At 73.3% G+C, this 18,064-nt stretch carries 15 protein-coding genes; 10 read left to right on the top strand and 5 right to left on the bottom strand.

The annotated features are described in order from the left end of the window. Window positions 1-20: 20 nt before the first annotated feature. Together ACIBG7_RS34970 and ACIBG7_RS34965 are read right to left on the bottom strand one after the other, a co-directional pair. Window positions 21-662 carry a DsbA family oxidoreductase gene (locus ACIBG7_RS34970; RefSeq protein ID WP_397338993.1) on the bottom strand — a complete coding sequence of 214 codons (642 nt, stop codon included), beginning with the start codon at window positions 660-662 and terminating at the stop codon, window positions 21-23. Between the two features lie 76 nt (window positions 663-738). Continuing rightward, a complete protein-coding gene (locus tag ACIBG7_RS34965) occupies window positions 739-1,533 on the bottom strand; it encodes a class I SAM-dependent methyltransferase (RefSeq protein WP_397338992.1) in 795 nt (264 codons plus the stop codon). Between the two features lie 189 nt (window positions 1,534-1,722). On the opposite strand from ACIBG7_RS34965, the gene ACIBG7_RS34960 reads away from it, so the two are divergent. Genes ACIBG7_RS34960 through ACIBG7_RS34950 form a run of 3 tightly spaced genes read left to right on the top strand, consistent with a single transcriptional unit; the run spans window position 1,723 to window position 4,648 of the window. After that, the gene (locus ACIBG7_RS34960; RefSeq protein ID WP_397338991.1) at window positions 1,723-2,736 is read left to right on the top strand and encodes a hypothetical protein; all 1,014 of its coding nucleotides are present in this window, start codon (window positions 1,723-1,725) and stop codon (window positions 2,734-2,736) included. 8 nt (window positions 2,737-2,744) lie between these two features. After that, window positions 2,745-4,010, top strand: coding sequence for a sensor histidine kinase (locus ACIBG7_RS34955; protein ID WP_397338990.1), 1,266 nt, complete (start codon window positions 2,745-2,747; stop codon window positions 4,008-4,010). After that, window positions 4,007-4,648 carry a response regulator gene (locus ACIBG7_RS34950; RefSeq protein WP_397338989.1) on the top strand — a complete coding sequence of 214 codons (642 nt, stop codon included), beginning with the start codon at window positions 4,007-4,009 and terminating at the stop codon, window positions 4,646-4,648. The genes ACIBG7_RS34955 and ACIBG7_RS34950 overlap by 4 nt, the downstream gene beginning before the upstream one ends. A 30-nt stretch (window positions 4,649-4,678) precedes the next feature. Here ACIBG7_RS34950 and ACIBG7_RS34945 read toward each other — a convergent pair whose 3' ends face one another. Both ACIBG7_RS34945 and ACIBG7_RS34940 read right to left on the bottom strand, forming a co-directional pair. Continuing rightward, on the bottom strand, window positions 4,679-5,875 hold the full coding sequence (locus tag ACIBG7_RS34945; RefSeq protein WP_397338988.1) for an alpha/beta hydrolase family protein: 1,197 nt from the start codon (window positions 5,873-5,875) through the stop codon (window positions 4,679-4,681). 113 nt (window positions 5,876-5,988) lie between these two features. After that, window positions 5,989-8,571, bottom strand: coding sequence for an ATP-binding protein (locus ACIBG7_RS34940; RefSeq protein ID WP_397338987.1), 2,583 nt, complete (start codon window positions 8,569-8,571; stop codon window positions 5,989-5,991). A gap of 106 nt (window positions 8,572-8,677) precedes the next feature. Between ACIBG7_RS34940 and ACIBG7_RS34935 the strand changes: the two genes are divergently transcribed. The 3 genes from ACIBG7_RS34935 (at window position 8,678) to ACIBG7_RS34925 (ending at window position 11,648) form a co-directional block, all read left to right on the top strand. Continuing rightward, window positions 8,678-9,580: a hypothetical protein gene (locus ACIBG7_RS34935; protein WP_397338986.1), complete on the top strand. Its 903-nt coding sequence runs from the start codon at window positions 8,678-8,680 to the stop codon at window positions 9,578-9,580. An 86-nt stretch (window positions 9,581-9,666) separates the two neighbouring features. Next, window positions 9,667-10,641, top strand: coding sequence for an MvdC/MvdD family ATP grasp protein (locus tag ACIBG7_RS34930; RefSeq protein WP_397338985.1), 975 nt, complete (start codon window positions 9,667-9,669; stop codon window positions 10,639-10,641). 8 nt (window positions 10,642-10,649) lie between these two features. Continuing rightward, window positions 10,650-11,648, top strand: coding sequence for a TIGR04500 family putative peptide maturation system protein (locus tag ACIBG7_RS34925; RefSeq protein ID WP_397338984.1), 999 nt, complete (start codon window positions 10,650-10,652; stop codon window positions 11,646-11,648). Window positions 11,649-11,667: 19 nt separating this feature from the next. On the opposite strand, the gene ACIBG7_RS34920 is transcribed toward ACIBG7_RS34925, so the two are convergent. Continuing rightward, window positions 11,668-12,507 (bottom strand): LysR family transcriptional regulator, encoded by an 840-nt coding sequence (locus ACIBG7_RS34920; RefSeq protein WP_397338983.1) that lies wholly within the window; start codon window positions 12,505-12,507, stop codon window positions 11,668-11,670. 104 nt (window positions 12,508-12,611) lie between these two features. Between ACIBG7_RS34920 and ACIBG7_RS34915 the strand changes: the two genes are divergently transcribed. The 4 genes from ACIBG7_RS34915 to ACIBG7_RS34900 all read left to right on the top strand — a co-directional run bounded on the left by ACIBG7_RS34915 (window position 12,612) and on the right by ACIBG7_RS34900 (window position 18,013). Then, entirely contained in the window at window positions 12,612-13,343 is a 732-nt protein-coding gene (locus ACIBG7_RS34915) for an SDR family oxidoreductase (RefSeq protein WP_357926145.1), read from the top strand. 232 nt (window positions 13,344-13,575) lie between these two features. Further along, the gene (locus ACIBG7_RS34910) at window positions 13,576-15,783 is read left to right on the top strand and encodes a tetratricopeptide repeat protein (RefSeq protein WP_357926142.1); all 2,208 of its coding nucleotides are present in this window, start codon (window positions 13,576-13,578) and stop codon (window positions 15,781-15,783) included. A gap of 110 nt (window positions 15,784-15,893) precedes the next feature. Then, window positions 15,894-16,565 (top strand): alpha/beta fold hydrolase, encoded by a 672-nt coding sequence (locus tag ACIBG7_RS34905; RefSeq protein WP_397338982.1) that lies wholly within the window; start codon window positions 15,894-15,896, stop codon window positions 16,563-16,565. 149 nt (window positions 16,566-16,714) lie between these two features. Continuing rightward, window positions 16,715-18,013 (top strand): MFS transporter, encoded by a 1,299-nt coding sequence (locus ACIBG7_RS34900; protein ID WP_397338981.1) that lies wholly within the window; start codon window positions 16,715-16,717, stop codon window positions 18,011-18,013. The last annotated feature ends 51 nt before the right edge of the window (window positions 18,014-18,064 follow it).

Raw genomic sequence — 18,064 nt, 5'->3', positions numbered from 1 at the left:
CGCCTGACGCGACGTGAGGGTCAAGAGCCGGGCACCGGGTGAGCGGCCGGGCCGTCCGCCAGGAGCGCGAGCAGATCGGCGACGGGCTGGACTCCGGAGACCGGCGGCCGGCCGTCGAGCACGAGGCTGGGCACACCGGTGACGCCGTGCTCGGCGGCGCGGCGCCGGTCGTCACGCACCTCGCCGGCGTAGTCGTCGCCGTCCAGCACGCTGCGCACCCGCCCGGCGTCCAGCCCGGCCTCGCCGCCGAGGCGTTGCAGGACCCGCGGGTCGGCCACGTTCTGCCCCTCGGTGTGGTAGGCGTGCAGCAGCAGCTCCATCATCTCGTCGGCCCGGCCGTGCTCGGCGGCGAGCTTGACCAGCCGGTGCGCGTCGAAGGTGTTCACCGGGCGGGCCAGGTGCAAGTTCAGCTCCAGGCCCTCGGCCGCGCCCAGTGACCGGATCAGGGCGACGCGGGCGGGCGCCCGCTCGCCCCACCAGCCGGCCAGGGCCTCCGCGGCGGTCTGGCCGGGCGTCCGGCCCTCGTCCGGCGCGAGCTCGTAGGCGCGCCAGATGATCTCCATGCTGGTACGGCCGGCAGCCCGGGCCATCGCGGCCGCCAGGCGTCTCTTGCCGATGTAGCACCAGGGGCACAGCACATCGGCGTAGATCTCAAGCTCCATGAGGGTCCCGTGTAGTGATCGTGGTGGACGGGGCGCAGCCCCGCCCGCCATCGTGCGACCTCAACCGCGGTTGAGGTCAACTCGAACCTGTCCGGCCGATCAGTATCGCCACGCGGACGTGCTCGGTGAACGGCGCGTACGGCTCCAGCGCACCGCGGACCTGCTCGGCGAAGGAGGCCCTGCGGTCCGGTGCGGGAAGCTCGTCGACGGCAAGGGCCGAGTAGACGCTGCCGACGATCCGGCCGAGGTCCAGCTCGTCGGTGTAGTCGAACCCGGTCTCGCGCACCTCGAACCCGGCGGCGGCCAGGCTAGCGCCGTACCGCCTCCGGCTCTCCTCGTCGGTGCCGCAGGTGCGGGTGAGCTTGCGGCCACGCCACTGCTCCAGGAAGTCGCGCAGCGCCCGTGACCAGGCGGTGTCCTGCTGCCAGAGCGGCGTCCCGTTGGCCAGGACGGCCACGCCTCCGCCGGGCCGCACCAGCGGTGCCAGCGCGGGGAACAGGGTGTCGTGGTCCATCCAGTGCAGGGCCTGCCCGATGGTCACCGCGCCCACGGTCCCGCGCCCGAGCAGCCGGCCCAGGGCCGGCAGGTCGGTGTCGGCGCCGATCATCCAGCTCACGTTCGCGACACCCTGCTCGTCGGCGGCACGCCGGGCACGGAGCAGCATGTCGGGTTCGGGGTCCAGGCCGACGACCGCCCGCACCTTCGCGGCGATCGGCAGGGCCAGTTGACCGGTCCCGCAGCCGAGGTCGACGACGGTGTCGTCCCCGGTGAGACCGAAGGACTCCACCAGCGAGCCGATGACGGCCGGCGGGTAGCCGCGCCGGTACTGGTGGTAGAGATCGGCCACCTCACCGCGGAAACCAAGGTCCATGGCGTCACCCTGCCCGCCCGAAGACCCTGCGCGGTAGGGGTTCAGCTGTCGGCGTCGAGCGATCTCCGCATGCCTCCCGGAAACCCTGGGTGGTCATCCTCAGGGACGATGCCGTCGCGACCTGCGGAGGAGCCCGCCGCGCCCCCGAGACGATGCGCGGGGCACCCCCGCAGCGACAGATTGGGCCGGGTGAACACCTCTTCCCCGCGAAGCATCCGGGCGTTCGTGCCGGTCCTGATCATCGTCGTCTGGTCGGTGACGTATCTCGTCCTCGGGCTGCTCTGGGCCTTCGGAGGGCCCGGATATCCGTTCGACGCCGGCCGTACGGGCCCGGGCGGCACCCTGCTAGACCCGGTTCCGGCGGCGGTAGGCGGGAGCACGCTGGCCGGGTCGGCGCTGGTGGCCGGCGTCGTCGCCGCGCTCGCCGCGAGAGGCTCGCTCAACCGGGCCTCCGCCGTCGCGGCCGTCGTGGCCGGGGCCGGCCTGGCGGTGCTCCTGCCCGACGTCCGCATCATGATGACCGCCGGTTACCTGCCGGTGATGCTGGCCGCCGCGCTCGTCGGCCAGGCCGAGTTCTCGATGATCGCCACCATGCTGACGTGGCCGAGCGTCAACCTGCTCATCCTCATGGCGGCCGGTGTCTGCCTGATGGTCCTGGGGGCGCGCACACTGGCCGGAGGGCCGAGGCAGCCCGGCAGCGCCGCGGGTGCGCTACGGGTCGGGCAGTGGGCGACCGTGGTCGCGGTCGCCGTCCCCGTCGTCTACGCCGTCACCCGCTTCGGCTGGCTCCTCGGGCTGCCCGTCGGCATCAGCGACCGGTTCCTGGCCCACATCGCCGAGATCACCCCGATCGGGGCCGGTCTCAGCCTGCTCGGCCTCTTCGGCGCGGCCCTGACCGTCGGCCTGGTCCGGCCGTGGGGGGAGATCTGGCCGCGCTGGATGCCGTTCCTGGGCGGGCGGCCGATCCCACCTCGATTGCCGGCCTGCTCGGCGCTGGCCCTCGCCCTGCCCATCAGCTCCGCCGGGCTGATGTACGTCCGCAAGAAGCTCACCGGCGAGCAGGTCGGCCCGGTGGGGGCGGCCGAGGAGCTGGGCGCCTGGCTGCCGGAGATGTTGTGGCCGCTGTGGGGGGCGGCCCTGGCGGTGGCGGCGCTGGCCTACCTCCATCGCCGCCGGCACCCCGATCAGGCACGCCGGCCATAATGGGGCGCGTGCGAGAGTCCCCGTCCCCTTCCGGCGCCGCGATGGACTCCTTCCTCGACCGGCATCGGCTGAGCGCCGATGCCGTGCTCGCCGTCCTGCTCGCCGTGCCGCTCGGCCTGATCTCGGTGAGCCTGCTCCGGGCCTCGGACAGTCCGCTGTCGCTCCGCCTGGTGGCGGGTCTCGGCCTGCTCGTGCTCCATGCGTGCGTCGTTCCGCGCCGGCTGCGCCCGCTGGCGGCGTACGGCCTGGCCGCCGCGGCCATGCTGCTGCTGGTGGCGCTGCCGCCCCTGCACGACCCGGGCGGCGCCTACTATCCGGCGGTGCTGCTGCCGAGCACGCTGGTCTTCGGGCTGCTGCTCTACACGGCGTCCGGCCGGCTCGATCTGCTGCGTGGCCTGCTCTGCCTGGCCGTCGCCCTGGCGGGTGTGGGCCTGCTCCTGGCGCGGCTGTGGGATCCGGCCTCCTGGGGCGGCTCGTCGGGTTCGTACGAACTGGTCTCGTGGCGGCTCGGGCTGTCGGTGGGTCTGATCGCCGTGATGGCGTGCCTGTGGTCGCTGGGCCGCCTCAGCCGGATGCGGGGACTGTTCCTGTCCGAACTCAGGGTGAAGGCCGAGCGGGCCGAGGCCGACCGGGCCCGGGAGCGGATGGAGGCGACGAGGGCCGAGCGCGACCGCATCAGCCGCGAGATGCACGACGTGGTGTCCCACTCGCTCGCCGTGATGGTCAGCCAGGCGGAAGGCGGCCGGCTCTCCGACCCGGACGCGCCCGGCGCCGGGGTGTTCGCCACCATCGCCGGGGTCGGGCGCGAGGCCCTGCGCGACATGCGCGGGCTCCTCGGCGTCCTGCACGCCGAGCGCGGCACCGCCCCGCAACCAGGCCTCGCGGTCCTGTCCGACCTGCTCGACCAGGTGCGCAACGCGGGCGTGCACGTCGCCGTCCAAGAGGTCGGGGACGCCCGGCCGCTGCGCCCCGCCGCCGACCTGACCGCCTATCGCGTCGTCCAGGAGGGGCTGACCAACGTGATCAAGCACGCGGGAGCGGCGGCCCAGGCGGACCTGACGCTGGCGTGGCGTCCGGACGGGCTGCACATCACCATCACCGACGACGGCGACCGGCCGCCCGCCGAAGGGGCCGGCGTCGGGCTGACCGGGATGCGCGAACGGCTCAGCATGGTGGGAGGCACCCTGGAGGCCCGTAGCCGTCCCGGCGCCGGCTTCCTGCTGTCGGCCACCGTGCCCTACGAGCCCAGGAGTCTCTCATCATCAGGATCATGATCGTCGACGACCAGGAGCTGTTGCGCAACGGCCTGAGGATGGTCGTCAGCTCCCAGCCGGATGTCGAGGTGGCGGCCGAGGCAGCAGACGGCCTGGCGGCGCTGAAGGCGCTGGAGTCGCGGCGCGTCGACGTGGTGGTGATGGACATCCGGATGCCCCGGATGGACGGGGTCACGGCCACCAGGGAGATCCAGCGGCTGGACGACCCGCCGAAGGTGCTGGTGTTGACCACCTTCGACCTCGACGAGCACGCCCTGGCCGCGCTGCGCGCCGGCGCGAGCGGGTTCATGCTGAAGGACGCGCCGGGAGAGGAGATCGTCGCAGCGATCCGGCACGTGCATCGGGGTGACTCGATCATCGCGCCGGCCACGACCCGGCGGCTCATCGGGCGGCTCGTCGCGAAGACCGACACCGATCCGGAGGCCGTGCTCGAGGTGCTCACCGAGCGGGAGCGCGAGGTCTTCCTGAGCTTGGCCCGGGGCGCGTCCAACGCCGAGATCGGGGCCGGGCTGTTCCTGTCGGAGACCACGGTCAAGACCCACGTGGGGCGCATCCTGGCCAAGCTCGGGCTGCGTGACCGGGTCCAGGCGGTGGTCCTGGCGTACGAATCCGGTGTGGTCACGCCGGGAGAGCGTTAGGCACCGGCACCGCTCACGACGCCGGCGGCCTCACCCGGCGTTCGGAGCGGTACCCGGGCCCGGTCCGGAGTGGAAATCGACCTCGGGGAAGCGGGCGCTCGGGCCGTCGAGCAGGGGCTGCGGGATCTTTCGCAGGTGCAGGTCGAGGAACCCGGCGACGTAGCCGGTGACGATCCGGACGCACCGGTCCCCGGGGAGGCCGGGCAGGGGCGCCCCCAGTTGACCGAGGAGCACGGCCAGGTCGGAGAAGGACTCGTGGCCCATCCCTCGCACGCTCAGCCAGCGCTTCCAGCCGGTGAGCCGGTCCCAGGTCGGGTCCCACCCGATGTCGCCGCCGGGGACGCTCTGCTCCCCGCCCAGCAGCATGAAGGGCCGGTCGAACGGGACGGTGAGCGCGGGCGACTGGCGTCCGTCCATGTTGATCCCGGCCTTGACCCGGGCGTCGGCGAGCATGGCGGGCAGGGCGCTCGCACCGCCGATCGAGTGCCCGGCCATCGCGATGCGGCGGGGGTCGATGGAGCGGCCGCCGCGCCAGGCGGGACGGGATCCGGTGAGCCGGTCGAGCACGAAGGACACATCGGCGGCCCGCCCGGCGGTCACCTTCTCGAAGAACCTCTCGTGCTGGTCCTCCGGTAAGGCCGCCAGCCGGGCGCAGGCCACGCAGCCGGTGACCCGGCCGTCGGGGAACTCGACGGCGACCGACTCGTAGGTGTGGTCGATCGCGGCCACGACGTAACCCCGGCTGGCGAGATCCTCCGCCAGCCCCGACTGCGAGCTGCGGGGCAGTTCCCAGCCGGGTGACAGCACCACCAGCGCGAGCGCGCCCCTGCCCGGCAGCGGCGGGGCGTCGGCCTTGGCGTGGGTCTCGACGGTGGCCAGCAGGTCCAGCGGCAGACCGGTGCCCGGCGGCAGGCCCGCGTTGAAGTGCCGGACGAGCAGTTCGGATTCCTTCCTGCTCGTGTACGCGGCGGTCCGGCCCCTCGGCAGCCAGGTCGGGTACCACACCGAGACCATCAGCTCCCGGCGCTTCGCCGGGACCCAGGGGTCGGCCCGGCCGGGGTCCTTCAGATGCAGGGTCGTCCGGCCCACCCGGTACGGGCCGGTCGGTTCGGCCAGCGACAAGGGTGCGCTGCCGTCGGTGGAAGCCATGGCCTGGGCGGGAACGACGCTCTGGCCGACCAGGGCCGTCGCCACCATCACGCCCAGCGCGATCGAGATCCGTCTCACTCGGTCCTCCCGGTGCGTTCGTCCGGATCACCGGACGGCCGGGCCCCTGATCGAGCCCGTGCCGACAGGATCGGCGATCTTCGACTCGACGCCATCAGGGAACGCCCTGACGTTCACCCCCCGGCGGCCCGGGCGAAGGGCGGGATGACCCCGAGAGCGGCGAGCTCCGCGTGCCCCTCCGGCTCTCGTGAGGGCTCCAGCAGGAGCGTGCACGCCCGCTCGAACCGGGAGCCGATCCTCTCGAACCCCGCGATCGCCTCAGGTATGCGGCGCCGGGTCCGGGCGAGGCAGGCCCGGGCCCAGTCGTTGGCCGCGGCTTCGGCCGTCTCGGCCGCCTGCTCGACCAGGGCCGCCGCGGTGGGCAGCCCCGCCAGCACCGCGAGCTCGGCGCCCGCCGCCCTGGCGTAGGGGATGGCCGTGGCACTCGCATACCTGGCGAAAGCCCGCTCGACCAGCCGGGGGGCGTCGGTGAAGTCGCCGGAGAAGGCCGCCAGCCGGGCGTCGAAGAACGCCAGCGCCGGCATGTGCACCAGGTTCTCGGCCCCGAACATCTCCACGAGCCTGCCCCGCCAGAGCCGGGCCCGGGTCCTGTCGCCACGCACGGCCTGGATGAACGCGGCCGCGATGACCGCGCGGCCCAGCCACCCCGAGCTGACCCGCCCCGACCGGCGCTGGCTCTCCCACGCCGCCTCGGCCTGTTCGAGTGCCGCGTCGAACTCCCCGAGGAGCGCCAGCGGCACGACCGGCCAGGCCCGGGACGTGGGTGTCCGGGCCTCGTTCCAGCTCAGCTCGAGCGCCCGGGACAGGTCCCCGACGAGCACCGCGTCGTCGCAGGCGACTCCGAGTGCCTCGACGTGCTCAAGGGCGGCCATCGGATCATCGGGGTCCAGCCGCTCCGCGAGCGCCAGCCGCTCGCGGCTCACCCGGGCCGCGTCGAGGTAGCGGCCCGCGCTCTTGAGCGCGGTGCCCACCGCATCGAGCGCGGCGCAGATCAGGACAGGGTCTTCGGTACGGCGAGCCGCGGCGGCAGCGTGTCCGGCGAGGGCGAGATCGGCCTCACCGGGCTTCGGCCAGGCCGCGGCCAGGGCGAGATGGGCCGCCACCCGCAGGGAGCCGGGGTCGCCCGCGGTCCGGGCCTGATCGAGGAGGCTCCCGATGACCTCGGCCGGCGCGGGGGCCTGGAAGGCCGCGGGTGACCGGTGGTAGAGCTCGACCGCCTGCGCGAGCGCGATCGCCCGGGCGCTGCCCTCGACCGCCCGGCCGGCCGAGGCGATCAGCAGCCGTACGGCCTCCTCTCCAGACCCGTGGGCCGCGATGCTGGCCGCCACCCGCAGGTCGTGGGCGGCCTGCGCCGCGTCGGGGGTACGGCCCGCCGCCAGCTCGTAGTGGTCCTGCGCCTGGGCGAGGTAGCCCCGGGCGAAGCCGAGATGGCCGAGCGAGCGGGCGAGCCGATGCGAGTGCGGAGCATGGGCGTGCAGGTCGTCCACGGCGGCGTCGAACTCCTCCCGCCAGTCGCCTCGGAGCCGGCTTTCGAGGTGCTCGGCGAAGGCTTCGGCCCACACCAGGTGGCGATGTCGCGTCTCCGCCTCCTCACCGGACTCCGCCAGCCGGTCGAGGGCGTAGGCGCGGATCGTGTCGAGCAGCCGCCAGCGGTTGGCCTGCCGTACCACCAGGCTCTTGTCCACCAGGCGGCCGAGAACGTCGGCCACCTGGCCGCGTTCGCCGCCCGCACTGACCGCCGTGGCCGCGGCCAGGTCGAAGCGGCCGTGGAAGACGCCGAGCCGGCGGAACAGCGCCTGCTCCTGCTCGTCGAGCAGGTCGTGGCTCCAGCCGATCACCGCGCCGAGGGAGCGGTGGCGCTCGTCGGGGTCGCGGCGGCCCGACAGCAGCCGTAACCGGTCGTCGAGCCCGGCGAGCAGCCCGTCCACGCCCAGCGACGGCACCCGGGCGGCCGCGAGCTCGAGCGCCAGCGGGAGGCCGTCGAGCCGGGCGCAGACCTCGGGTGCGGAGACGCCTGCCCGGTCGAGGAAGAGCTCCTCGGCCTCCGAGCCGAGCGGGAGCGGGCCGATGGGCACCAGCAGCTCGCCGGCGATGCCGAGGCGTTCCCGGCTGGTGGCGATGATCCTGGTCCGGGGGCAGGCGGCCAGCACCTGCTCGGCCAGGGCCGCCGCCGAGTCGAGCAGGTGCTCGCAGGTGTCGAGGATGAGCAGCGCCCGGTCGGAGGCCAGGCGCTCGACGACCGCGTCGGACAGCGGGCCCGGTTGCGCGCCGCTCACCCCGAGCGCGGCGGCGACGGCCTGGACGACGTACCCCTCCCGGACCGGGACGAGGTCCACGAAGGCTCCCGCTGTCGCCGTCTTCGCGGCGAGATGGACGGCCAGCCGGGTCTTGCCCACTCCCCCGGCGCCGACCAGCGTGACCATCCGGCTGCCGGCGAGTGCCGCCTGGGCCTGCTCCAGCTCCGCCGTCCGGCCGATGAAGCGGGTCCTGGGGATGGGGAGGCCGACCACCTCGCCGGGAGCGTGGAGCCCGGCCAGGGCTCGCCGATCGGGCACGCCCAGTTTGCGCAGGAGCGAGGAGACGTGGCTCTCGACCGTCCGGACGGAGAGGTGCAGGCGGGCGGCGATGGCGGCGTTCGTCATCCCGGAGCTGAGCAGGCTGAGCACTTCGGCTTCCCGGCCGGACAAAGAGGTCACGAAGCCATGATTTCGCAGGAGATTCCGCAGTGGCCATCGATTACCGGTAACGCCTGCCACAGGCAGGGCGGGGTCTTCGAGAGCGTGGATCGAACCGGCCTGGCGAGTGGTCACCCGCAGCGGCAGGAACTACCGCCTGCCGGAGGCGCTGCCCAGCCGCAGCAGGCAGGACAGCCCGCTGGCGATCAGCCGGGACGGCCGCAAGATCGCCTACTACAGCGCGAAGGAAGCCACCTTCCAGGTGCGCGATCTGGCCTCGAGCGCCACGACCACGGCGCCGGTGAAGCTGCTCGCGGAGAGGTGGCTGTACAGCATCACGCGGCTGACGGTGTCCGACGACGGGCGCTACCTGGCCTTCAGCAAGGTCCCCGAGCTCAAGGATCCGGCGCTGCTCTTCGACCTGGACGGCAGAGTCGTGCGCGAGCTTCCGCCCCGCTGGGTCCCCATCGGCCTGTTACCGGATGGCGCCACCATCACCCTCGCGGAGTACTCGCCCAACTCCCGGCTGCGCACGATCTCCGGTCTCTGGCCGCCCACCTCACCGGGCGACTCCACGGCGGTCGTCCTGCCGCAGCACTACGCCTTCAGCCCGCTGGCGCCGGACGGCAGGACGGTCGCGGCCGTCGAGGACCACAGCACCGCCGCGAAGCCCTGCCGGATGGGCGACCTCGTCCTGCTGGACCCGCTCACCGGCAGGAAGCGGAAGACCGTCCCATCCGTGGCCTGCCGGCGGACGGGCCGCCGGCTCGCGGAATCACCGCGACAGGGACGTGCAAGCCGCCTCCAACCAAGATCCAAGACGGCCCCGCGAAAGTCTCGTTCCATCGATCCCAGAAGGGAGGTGCAAGAAATGAGCATTCGTTTGGACAACCTCGACAGCTTCGCCGAGCTGCCCGAGGACGCCCTGGACGACATCGTCGGCGGGCGGGAGATGCAGTGGGAAGCCTGCTTCTGGACCGCCAGCGCCCACAAGGGTCAGACCGTCGACCGGCGCGACCACATCATGTAACCGCCCGGGCCTGAAGCCCTGACGCCGCAAAGGAAGCGGCGTGCCCGCGCGTATCGGGCACGCCGCCTTCGATGATAGGAAATTCGTTGATTCTGATCCTCAGCGCCAAGGGTGACGTTTCGGTGAAGTCGGTCGTCGCCGAACTCGTCAAGCGCGGTGCCGAGTTCCTGTGGTGGGATCCGGGCGACTATCCCGCCGACAGCGTGATCAGCTCGCGGCTGAGCGGCGGGTCGTGGCGGCACACGCTGCGCGTCGACGGCGGCGAGTACGACTGCTCCCGGTTCACCGCGATCTGGAACCGCCATCCGACCCACCCGCACGCACCCGAGTCGGTCACCGACGGCAACCACCGCAGGTACGTCGAGAAGATCGCCGGCATCCTGCTGCACGGGTGGGAGCACACGCTGGACAGCCGCTGGCTGCCGGCCAGGACCATGGACATCCTGCGCACCCAGAACAAGCTGGTCAACCTCGGCGTCGCGGCCTCGCTGGGCTTCACCACTCCCGAGACGCTCGTCACGAACGACGACGAGGACCTCATCCCGTTCTGGGAGGAGGCCGGAGGGGAGCTGATCGCCAAGGAGGTGGAGTACGTCGAGTTCCGGGTCGACGGCGCGGACCACTCGCACTACACCACGCCGGTCACCCGCCGCCGGCTCACCGACCGGCACCGGCTGGCCCTGTCGCCCGCCATCCTGCAGCCGTACGTCAGGAAGGCCGTCGAGCTGCGCGTCACCGTCGTGGGCGAGCGGGTGTTCGCGGCCGAGATCCACTCCCAGGGCTCGCGCGCGACGCGGTACGACTACCGCCACTACGAGCAGACCTTCTCCACCTACGCGATCCACGAGCTGCCCGCCGAGGTCGAGCGCCGCTGCCTGGAGCTGACCGCCGCGCTCGGCCTGCACTTCGGCTGCATCGACCTGATCGTCACTCCCGAGGGCGAGTACGTGTACCTGGAAATCAACCCCGCCGGCCAGTGGGGCTGGATCGAGGCCACCACCGGCCTGCCCATCGCCGCCGCCGTCGCCGACTGGCTCATCGCCGCCGAACCCCGCAGGTGAACCACTCCATGACCAGCACCTTCAACGCCGCCCTGTCCGAAGCCGTGGACCTGCTGCGTGCGCTGCCGCGCCGCCGCGACAACGTGCCCGAGGCCCGCCGGGCCGTCGCCCGCTGGCGGGAGAGCCGGCCCGCCACGCGCGCCCAGCTCGTCGCCGACGTACGGCCCGGCAGCCCCATCGTCGACTACGACCTGGTCCTGGCCCACCCCGACGGGGGCAGCGTGGCGCTGACCGCCCCGGCCGACGACGGCGTCCCGTGGACGGTGGACCACTCCACCCACTGGGCCTCCGGCCGGGTGGTCACCGTGGACGACTTCGCCCTGCTCATCCAGAACGCGCTGCTCACCCTGCGTGCCCGGGCCGAGCGGGACACCACGATCCAGGACGAGCTGATCGACTACTGCATCCTGAGCGACCTGACCGGCAAGGAGCTCCCGCCCACCCAGGAGGAACTCCAGCAGGCCTCCGACGCCTACCGGATCAGGAACGGCCTGCGCAGCCGCGACGACATGATGCGCTGGCTCGACGCCGTCGGCCTGAACGAGACGGCCTACACCAGCCACATCTTCGGCCTGGCCCTCAAGCAGCGGGTCCGCGCCCGCATCGAGCGGGAAACGGCACGCGACTACCTGGAGCGCCACCCGGCCGAGTTCGACCAGGTCTGGGCGCTGTGGGCGGAAGGCCCCGAGGATCGGCTGGCCGAGCTGGCCGGTGCCCCCGATCCCGCCGAGGCCCTTGTCCGCGCTCTCACCGGCCGGGACCGCATCAGCGTCCACACCGCCGAGGGTCCCGCCCTCGATCTGCCCGAGCCCTTGCGTGCCGTACCGGAGAAGGGCGTCGTCGGCCCTGTCCCCCATGGCCGGCACCATCTGCTCGGCGTCGTCCGCGAGCGCCGGCCCGCCGACCCGAGCGACCCCGCCATCCTGGCCGCCGCCGGCCGCGCGGGCTTCGCGGAGTACATGGCCGAACGGCGTGCCAAGGCGGACATCACCTGGCACTGGCTGTGACCGAGCCCGACCGGAGGGGTCAGAGGCTGGTCGCGGTGCGGATCAGGGAGGCGAGCGCCAGGGACCGGCTGTGCGGCGGCCAGGCGATCACGGTCGTCACCGTCGGCGCGTCCGGCACCGGCACCGCGGCCAGATCATGGCGTAGCTGGGCGCGGCACGACTCGGGCAGGATCGCCGAGGCCCGGCCCAGGGCGATGAGCTGGCACAACTGCGCGAGGTCGCGGACCTGCGGGCCGGGCCCGTCGGCGTAGCTGCCGTCCGGCCGGGGCCAGCGCGGCCGCGGCAGTCCGGGCAGGTCGGCGACGTCGGCCATCCGCAGTTCGGCCCGGCTGGTGAGCGGGTGCCCGGCGGGCAGCACGACGACCTGTCCCTCCGCGTGCAGTTCCTCGGTGTCGAAGCCGGTCGTCGAGTCGTACGGCAGATGCAGCAGCGCCGCGTCCGCCCGGCCGTCGCGCAGCAGCCGCCCCTGCTCGGCGATCCCGCACAGGACCACTTCGACGGCGACCGAATCGGGCTCGGCGGCGTAGGCGTCGAGCAGTTTGACCAGCAGTTCGCCGACCGCTCCGGCCTTGGTGACCAGGACCAGGCCCGGCCGGCCGGTCGCGGCCCGCCGGGTGCGGCGCTCGGCGGCCTCGACCGCGTCGAGAGCCGCCCGGCCCTCGCGCAGCAGGACCGAGCCGGCCTCGGTCAGCGCGACCGCGCGGCTGCTGCGGGTCAGCAGCGGAACGCCCAGCCGGCGCTCGATCTGCCGGATGGCCCGCGACAGGGGCGGCTGCGCGATGCCGAGCCGCTGCGCGGCCCGCCCGAAGTGCAGTTCCTCGGCGACCGCGACGAAATACCGCAGCTCCCGCGTTTCCATGCCCTCACCGTACGGCGGAGCGACCCGCATCGATACCGCTGGGGTATCGCCGGGTACCCAGACGGTGTTGGAGCTCCCACCAGGTGCGCCGCCAGGATCGAGACATGAGCGAACAGTCGATCGCGCTGGTCACCGGCGCGAACAAGGGAATCGGTTTCGAGATCGCGGCCGGTCTGGGCGGCCTCGGCTGGCGGGTCGGGGTGGGCGCCCGGGACGCCGGACGCGGGGAGTCGGCCGTGGAGAAGCTGCGCGCGGCGGGCGTGGACGCGTTCGGTGTGCCGCTGGACGTCACCGACGACGCCGGCGTCGCCGCCGCGGCCCGGCTCGTCGAAGAACGCGCCGGACGGCTCGACGCGCTGGTCAACAATGCCGCGGTGACCGGCGGCATGCCGCAGGACCCCACGACGGTCGACCTGTCGGCGGTGCGGGTGGCCGTGGAGACCAACGTGATCGGCGTCATCCGCGTCACCAATGCGATGTTGCCGTTGCTGCGCCGCTCCGCCTCGCCGCGGATCGTGAACATGTCCAGCGGCGTCGGCTCCCTCACCCGGCAGAGCGCGTCCACCGACCTGGCCGTGGTCGGGCCGCTGTCGGCGGCGTACTCGCCGTCCAAGACGTTCCTCAACGCCGTCACCCTGCAGTACGCCAGGGAGTTGCGGGACACCGCCATCCTGATCAACGCCGCCTGCCCCGGCTTCGTCGCGACCGACCTCAACGGCTTTCGCGGCGTGCGCACGCCCGAGCAGGGCGCGGCGATCGCCATCCGGCTCGCCACCCTCCCGGACGGCGGCCCGACCGGCGCGTTCTTCGAGGACGCCGGGGTGGTGCCCTGGTGAACGGCAGGCGGGTGCCGCGCGGTGGCCTGGCGGTGGCCTGGCGGTGGCGCTGAAGGTCGGAGCCCGGGACAGAGCGGGCAACGCCCGCAAGCAGACCGCCATCCGAGCCGTCAACCTGCGCACGCGATCCCCGGGAGGTGACCGGCGGCGGGGCCCCGCGTAGGCTCTGGGTGATCTCCACCGGATCGCGCAGAGGGAGCCCGCCATCGCCACCCCGATCAGCTTCGCGCAGGTGCTGCGGCAGCACCGGCGCGCCGCGCGGCTGACGCTGGAGCAGCTCGCCGAGGCCTCGGGTGTCAGCGCCCGGACGCTGTCGGACATGGAACGCGGCCGCAGCAAGGGCCCCCAGCACCGGACCGTCGTCGCGCTGGCCGACGCGCTCGGCCTGGCCGGCGCCGAGCGCGAGCAGCTCGTCGAGCTGGCGCGCGAGGGCCGCCTGCGCGACCACTGGAACCGGCCGACCGGATTGTGCGAGCTGCCCCGGACCGTCGACGACTTCACCGGCCGGGCCGCGGAGCTGGCCTGGACCGGCGAGGTGATGCGCGCCGAAGGCGCGGGCGTGGGGCTCGTCACCGGCTCGGCGGGGCTGGGCAAGTCCACGCTGACCATCCGCGCCGCGCACGAGCTGCGGCCGGACTTCCCCGGCGGGGTGTTCTTCCTCGACCTGTTCGGCATGTCGCCCGACCCCCTGCCCGTCGACGAGGCGCTGGGCCTGCTGCTGCGCGCGCTCGGCGTGGCGGACCAGCAGGTGCCCACCGACCTCGCCGGGCGCGCGTCGTTGTACCGTTCCCTGCTGCGCGATCGGCGCGTGCTGGTCGTGCTCGACAACGCCGCCTCCGAGGAGCAGGTACGGCCGCTGCTGCCGGGCGGCGAGGGCAGGGCGCTGGTGACCAGTCGCCGGCTGCTGGCCGGCCTGGAAGGGGTGCGCCGGCTCAACCTCGGGCCGCTCGCGCAACTGGAGGCCACGCAACTGCTGGCCGGCATCCTGAAGGACCGGGGCGCCCCGGACGAGGAGCCGGCCCTGTGGCAGCTCGCGGAGCTGTGCGGCGGCCTGCCGCTCGCGCTGCGGATCGCCGGGAACCGGCTGGCCAGCCGGCCCGGCTGGAACGCCGCCGACTTCGCCGCCCGGCTGACCGACGAGGAGCGCCGCCTGGACCAGCTCAGCGCCGGCGACCTGAAGATCGCCACCGCGTTCGGGCTCTCCTACGACCAGCTCGCGGACTCGACGCGGCGGATCTTCCGCCGCCTGGCCCTGGTGCCGGGCCGGGACTTCGACGCCGCGCTCTCCTCCGTCGCGGGCGGCACGTCGATCGCCGGCGCGTGGGACGCCCTCGACGAACTCGTGGACCTCGGACTCCTGCAGGACGGCGCCTCCGGCCGCTACCGCTTCCACGACCTGGTCCTGCTGTTCGCCCGTGACCGGGTCCGGGCGGAGGAGTCGGCGGCCGAGCGCGAGGCGGTCAGCGCCACGGTGACGTCCTGGCTGCTGCGGATGGCCACCACCGCCGGGTGGTGGTTCGGACCGCGGAACGACCCTCGCGACACCGAGCTCGCCGGCCTGTCCAGCATCGAGGAGGCCGACCGCTGGCTGCGGGTGAACGTCGACAACTGGCTGGGCGCCTTACGTCAGATGGCGAACCGGGGCGAGCACGCCGCCGTCCTCGGCTTCGCCACGTCGATGATCCACTTCTCCAACCGCTGGATGCACGCGGTGCACTGGCCCGACGTCTACACCCTCGGGGCGGAGGCGGCCGCCGCCCTGGGCGATCCGTCGCAGCAGGCCGCGCAGCTCAACGCGCTGGCCGGGGTCCAGGTGCTGTCCGGCGGGGACATGGAGGCCGCGCTGCGCTACACGGCGCAGGCGATGGACCTGGCCGTCCGTGGCGGCAGCAGCGAGGAGGTCGCCTCGGCCCACCACTACGCGGCGGGCGCGCTGCGCAGGCTCGGCCGGCTCGAGGAGGCCGTCGAGGCGCAGAGCCGGGCGGCGGAGATCTTCAAGGCCGACGGCGACATCGACGCCTACGCCCACTGCCTCGGCTCGCTCGGCAGTTGCCGTCGTGACATGGGCCGGTACGCCGAGGCCCTGCAGTACTACCTCGACCTCCAGAACCTGGTGGACGACGACGCGTCGGGGCTGTCGCCGAACAACGCGACGTTCATCCGGCCGATCGCCCTGGCCAGGATCGGTGAGTGTCTGGCGCTCCTCGGCCGTCGGGCCGAGGCGATCGGCAGGCTCACCGAGGCCATCGAACTCATGGACCAGGCGCAGGCGCCCGCCCTGAAAGCCGGCGCCCTGGAGACGCTGGCGACCGTACTGGCGGAGGACGGCCGGGGCGAGGAGAGCCGGCAGGCCTACGCGCGGGCGGCCGAGGTGTACGAGGCCGTCGGCGACACCGAGGCGAGCGGCCGCTGCCGCGACCTGGCCGGCTCCGTGCGCTGACGGTTCCGCCCACTTCTGCGTGCTGTTCTGCGTGTTCTCCCGGCGTGCGCGCGCCTTGGATGGAGGCAACGGGACAGGCACCGGGCCTGTCCCTCCATCCAGGAGTGATCATGATCCCAGTCAGGGACATCGTGCTCGTGCACGGTGGGTTCGTGGACGGTTCCGGCTGGCGGGGCGTCTACGACGAGCTGACCTGGGACGGGCTCCGCGTCCACATCGTGCAGAACCCGACGCGGTCGCTGGCGGACGACATCAGGACGACCCGCCGGGTCCTGGACCGCCTCGACGGCCCGGCCGTCCTGGTCGGCCATTCGTACGGCGGAGCCGTCATCAGCGAGGCCGGCCACCATCCCAACGTCACATCCCTCGTCTACGTCACCGGCTTCGCGCCCGACCGGGGCGAATCGGTTGACGCCCTCATCCCCGGCGGGCCCCCGCCGCCCATCCTCCCTCCCGTCGAAGGCTTCCTCCTGCTCGACCGCGAGCGGTTCCCCGGCTGGTTCGCCGCCGACCTGCCCGACCAGGTGGCCGCCTTCATGGCCGACTCGCAGGTGCCGTGGGGCGTGGACGCGCTGCGCGGGCCGGTCGCCGAACCGGCGTGGCGGCACCGGCCGAGCTGGTACCTGCTGGCGACCGAGGATCGGATGATCCCGCCGCCCGCCCAGCGCAGGATGGCCGAACGCGCCGGCTCCACCGTCGTCGAGGTCATCGGCAGCCATGCCGTCCACATCTCCCAGCCCGCGGCGGTCGCCGACCTCATCCGGCAGGTCGCCGCCGGCTGACCACGCCCGCCCCCTCCGGACCTCTTCGCCCCGCTTGCCGTACCGCAGGCGCTCACGCACGGACGGCGACCTCCTGGACTCGCCGGCCGCTGATCCCGCACGCCCGACGCCGGTCCCCAGACGCCCGGCCCCGTCAGAAGGAGGAAGCCATGACCACCAGACCCGTGACCAAAGCCGCCGTCATCGGCACCGTGATCGAGTTCTACGACCTCGCCCTTTTCGGGCTGGCCGCGGCGATCGTCTTCAACGACCAGTTCTTCCCCGCCGACGCGCCCCTGGCGGGCACCCTCGGCTCCTTCACCGCGTTCGCGGTCGGGTTCCTCGCCCGGCCCATCGGCGGGGTCGTGTTCGGGCACGTCGGCGACCGCATCGGGCGCAAGCCCGCCCTGGTGATCACGCTGCTGCTGATGGGACTGGCCACGACCGGCATCGGGCTCCTGCCCACCTACGACCAGGTGGGCATGGCGGCGCCGATCCTGCTGACGCTGCTCCGGCTGGCCCAGGGCTTCGGCGCCGGAGCCGAGTACGCCGGCGCCGTGGTCATGGTGGCCGAGGCCAGCGAACCGCGCCGGCGGGGCCTGTGGGCCTCGCTTCCGGCCGCGGGCGTCCAGATGGGCATCCTGATCGCCACGCTGGTCTTCACCGCGGTCGCGCCGCTGCCGTCGTTCGAGTCCTGGGCCTGGCGGGTGCCGTTCCTGCTCAGCCTGGTGGGCGTGGGCGTCGGGCTCTTCCTCAGGACCCGGGTGCGGGAGTCGGAGCTCTTCCAGCGCGAGCGGGCGCGGGGGCTGAGCCGGTTCCCGGCGCTGGAGGTCGTCAGGCGGCAGCCGCGCAGCCTGCTGATCGCCGTCGCGGTCAACGCCCCCTACGGCGCGATCGGCTACATCCTGAACGTCTTCGTCCTGTCGTACGTCACCAGGACGCTCGGCCTGCCCGCGACGGTGGGCCTGACCGCCAACGTCGTCTCCTCCGCGGTGGCGATCGTGCTCACGCCGCTGTTCGGGCTGCTCGCCGACCGGGTGGGCCGCCGGCCCGTCTTCCTCGGCGCCGCGCTCGCCCTGGCCCTGTTCGCCTTCCCGATGTTCTGGCTGCTCGACACCGCCCGGCCCGAGCTGGTGATCCTCGCCGTCACGCTGGGGTACGGCGTCTGCGTCACCGGCATGTTCGCGGTCCTGGCCTCGATGCTGACCGAGTGGTTCGGCACCCGCTACCGCTACAGCGGCATCGCGATCGCCCGCGAGTGGACGGCCGCGCTGACCAGCGGGCCCGCGCCGCTCGTGGCGGCCGCCCTGGTGGCGGCCGCGGGCGGCGCTTCGTGGCCGATCGCCGTCCTGCTGGTGATCTGCGCCGCCATCGCCTTCACCGCGGTACTGCTGGCACCCGAGACCCGCGCCACGCCCCTGGACGGCCGCGTAAGTCAGGAGCCGGTCGGCTCAGGTGCAGTCATCTAACCGATTACCGCCTGCCGCCGGGGACCTAACGTCTTGCCCATCGACCTCGAT

Origin of the sequence: Nonomuraea sp. NPDC050328, from assembly GCF_044459405.1 — a bacterium.
Lineage (GTDB): Bacteria > Actinomycetota > Actinomycetes > Streptosporangiales > Streptosporangiaceae > Nonomuraea.
Note: the sequence above shows the minus strand (reverse complement) of the source record. Positions and strands in the feature narration are given on the sequence as shown.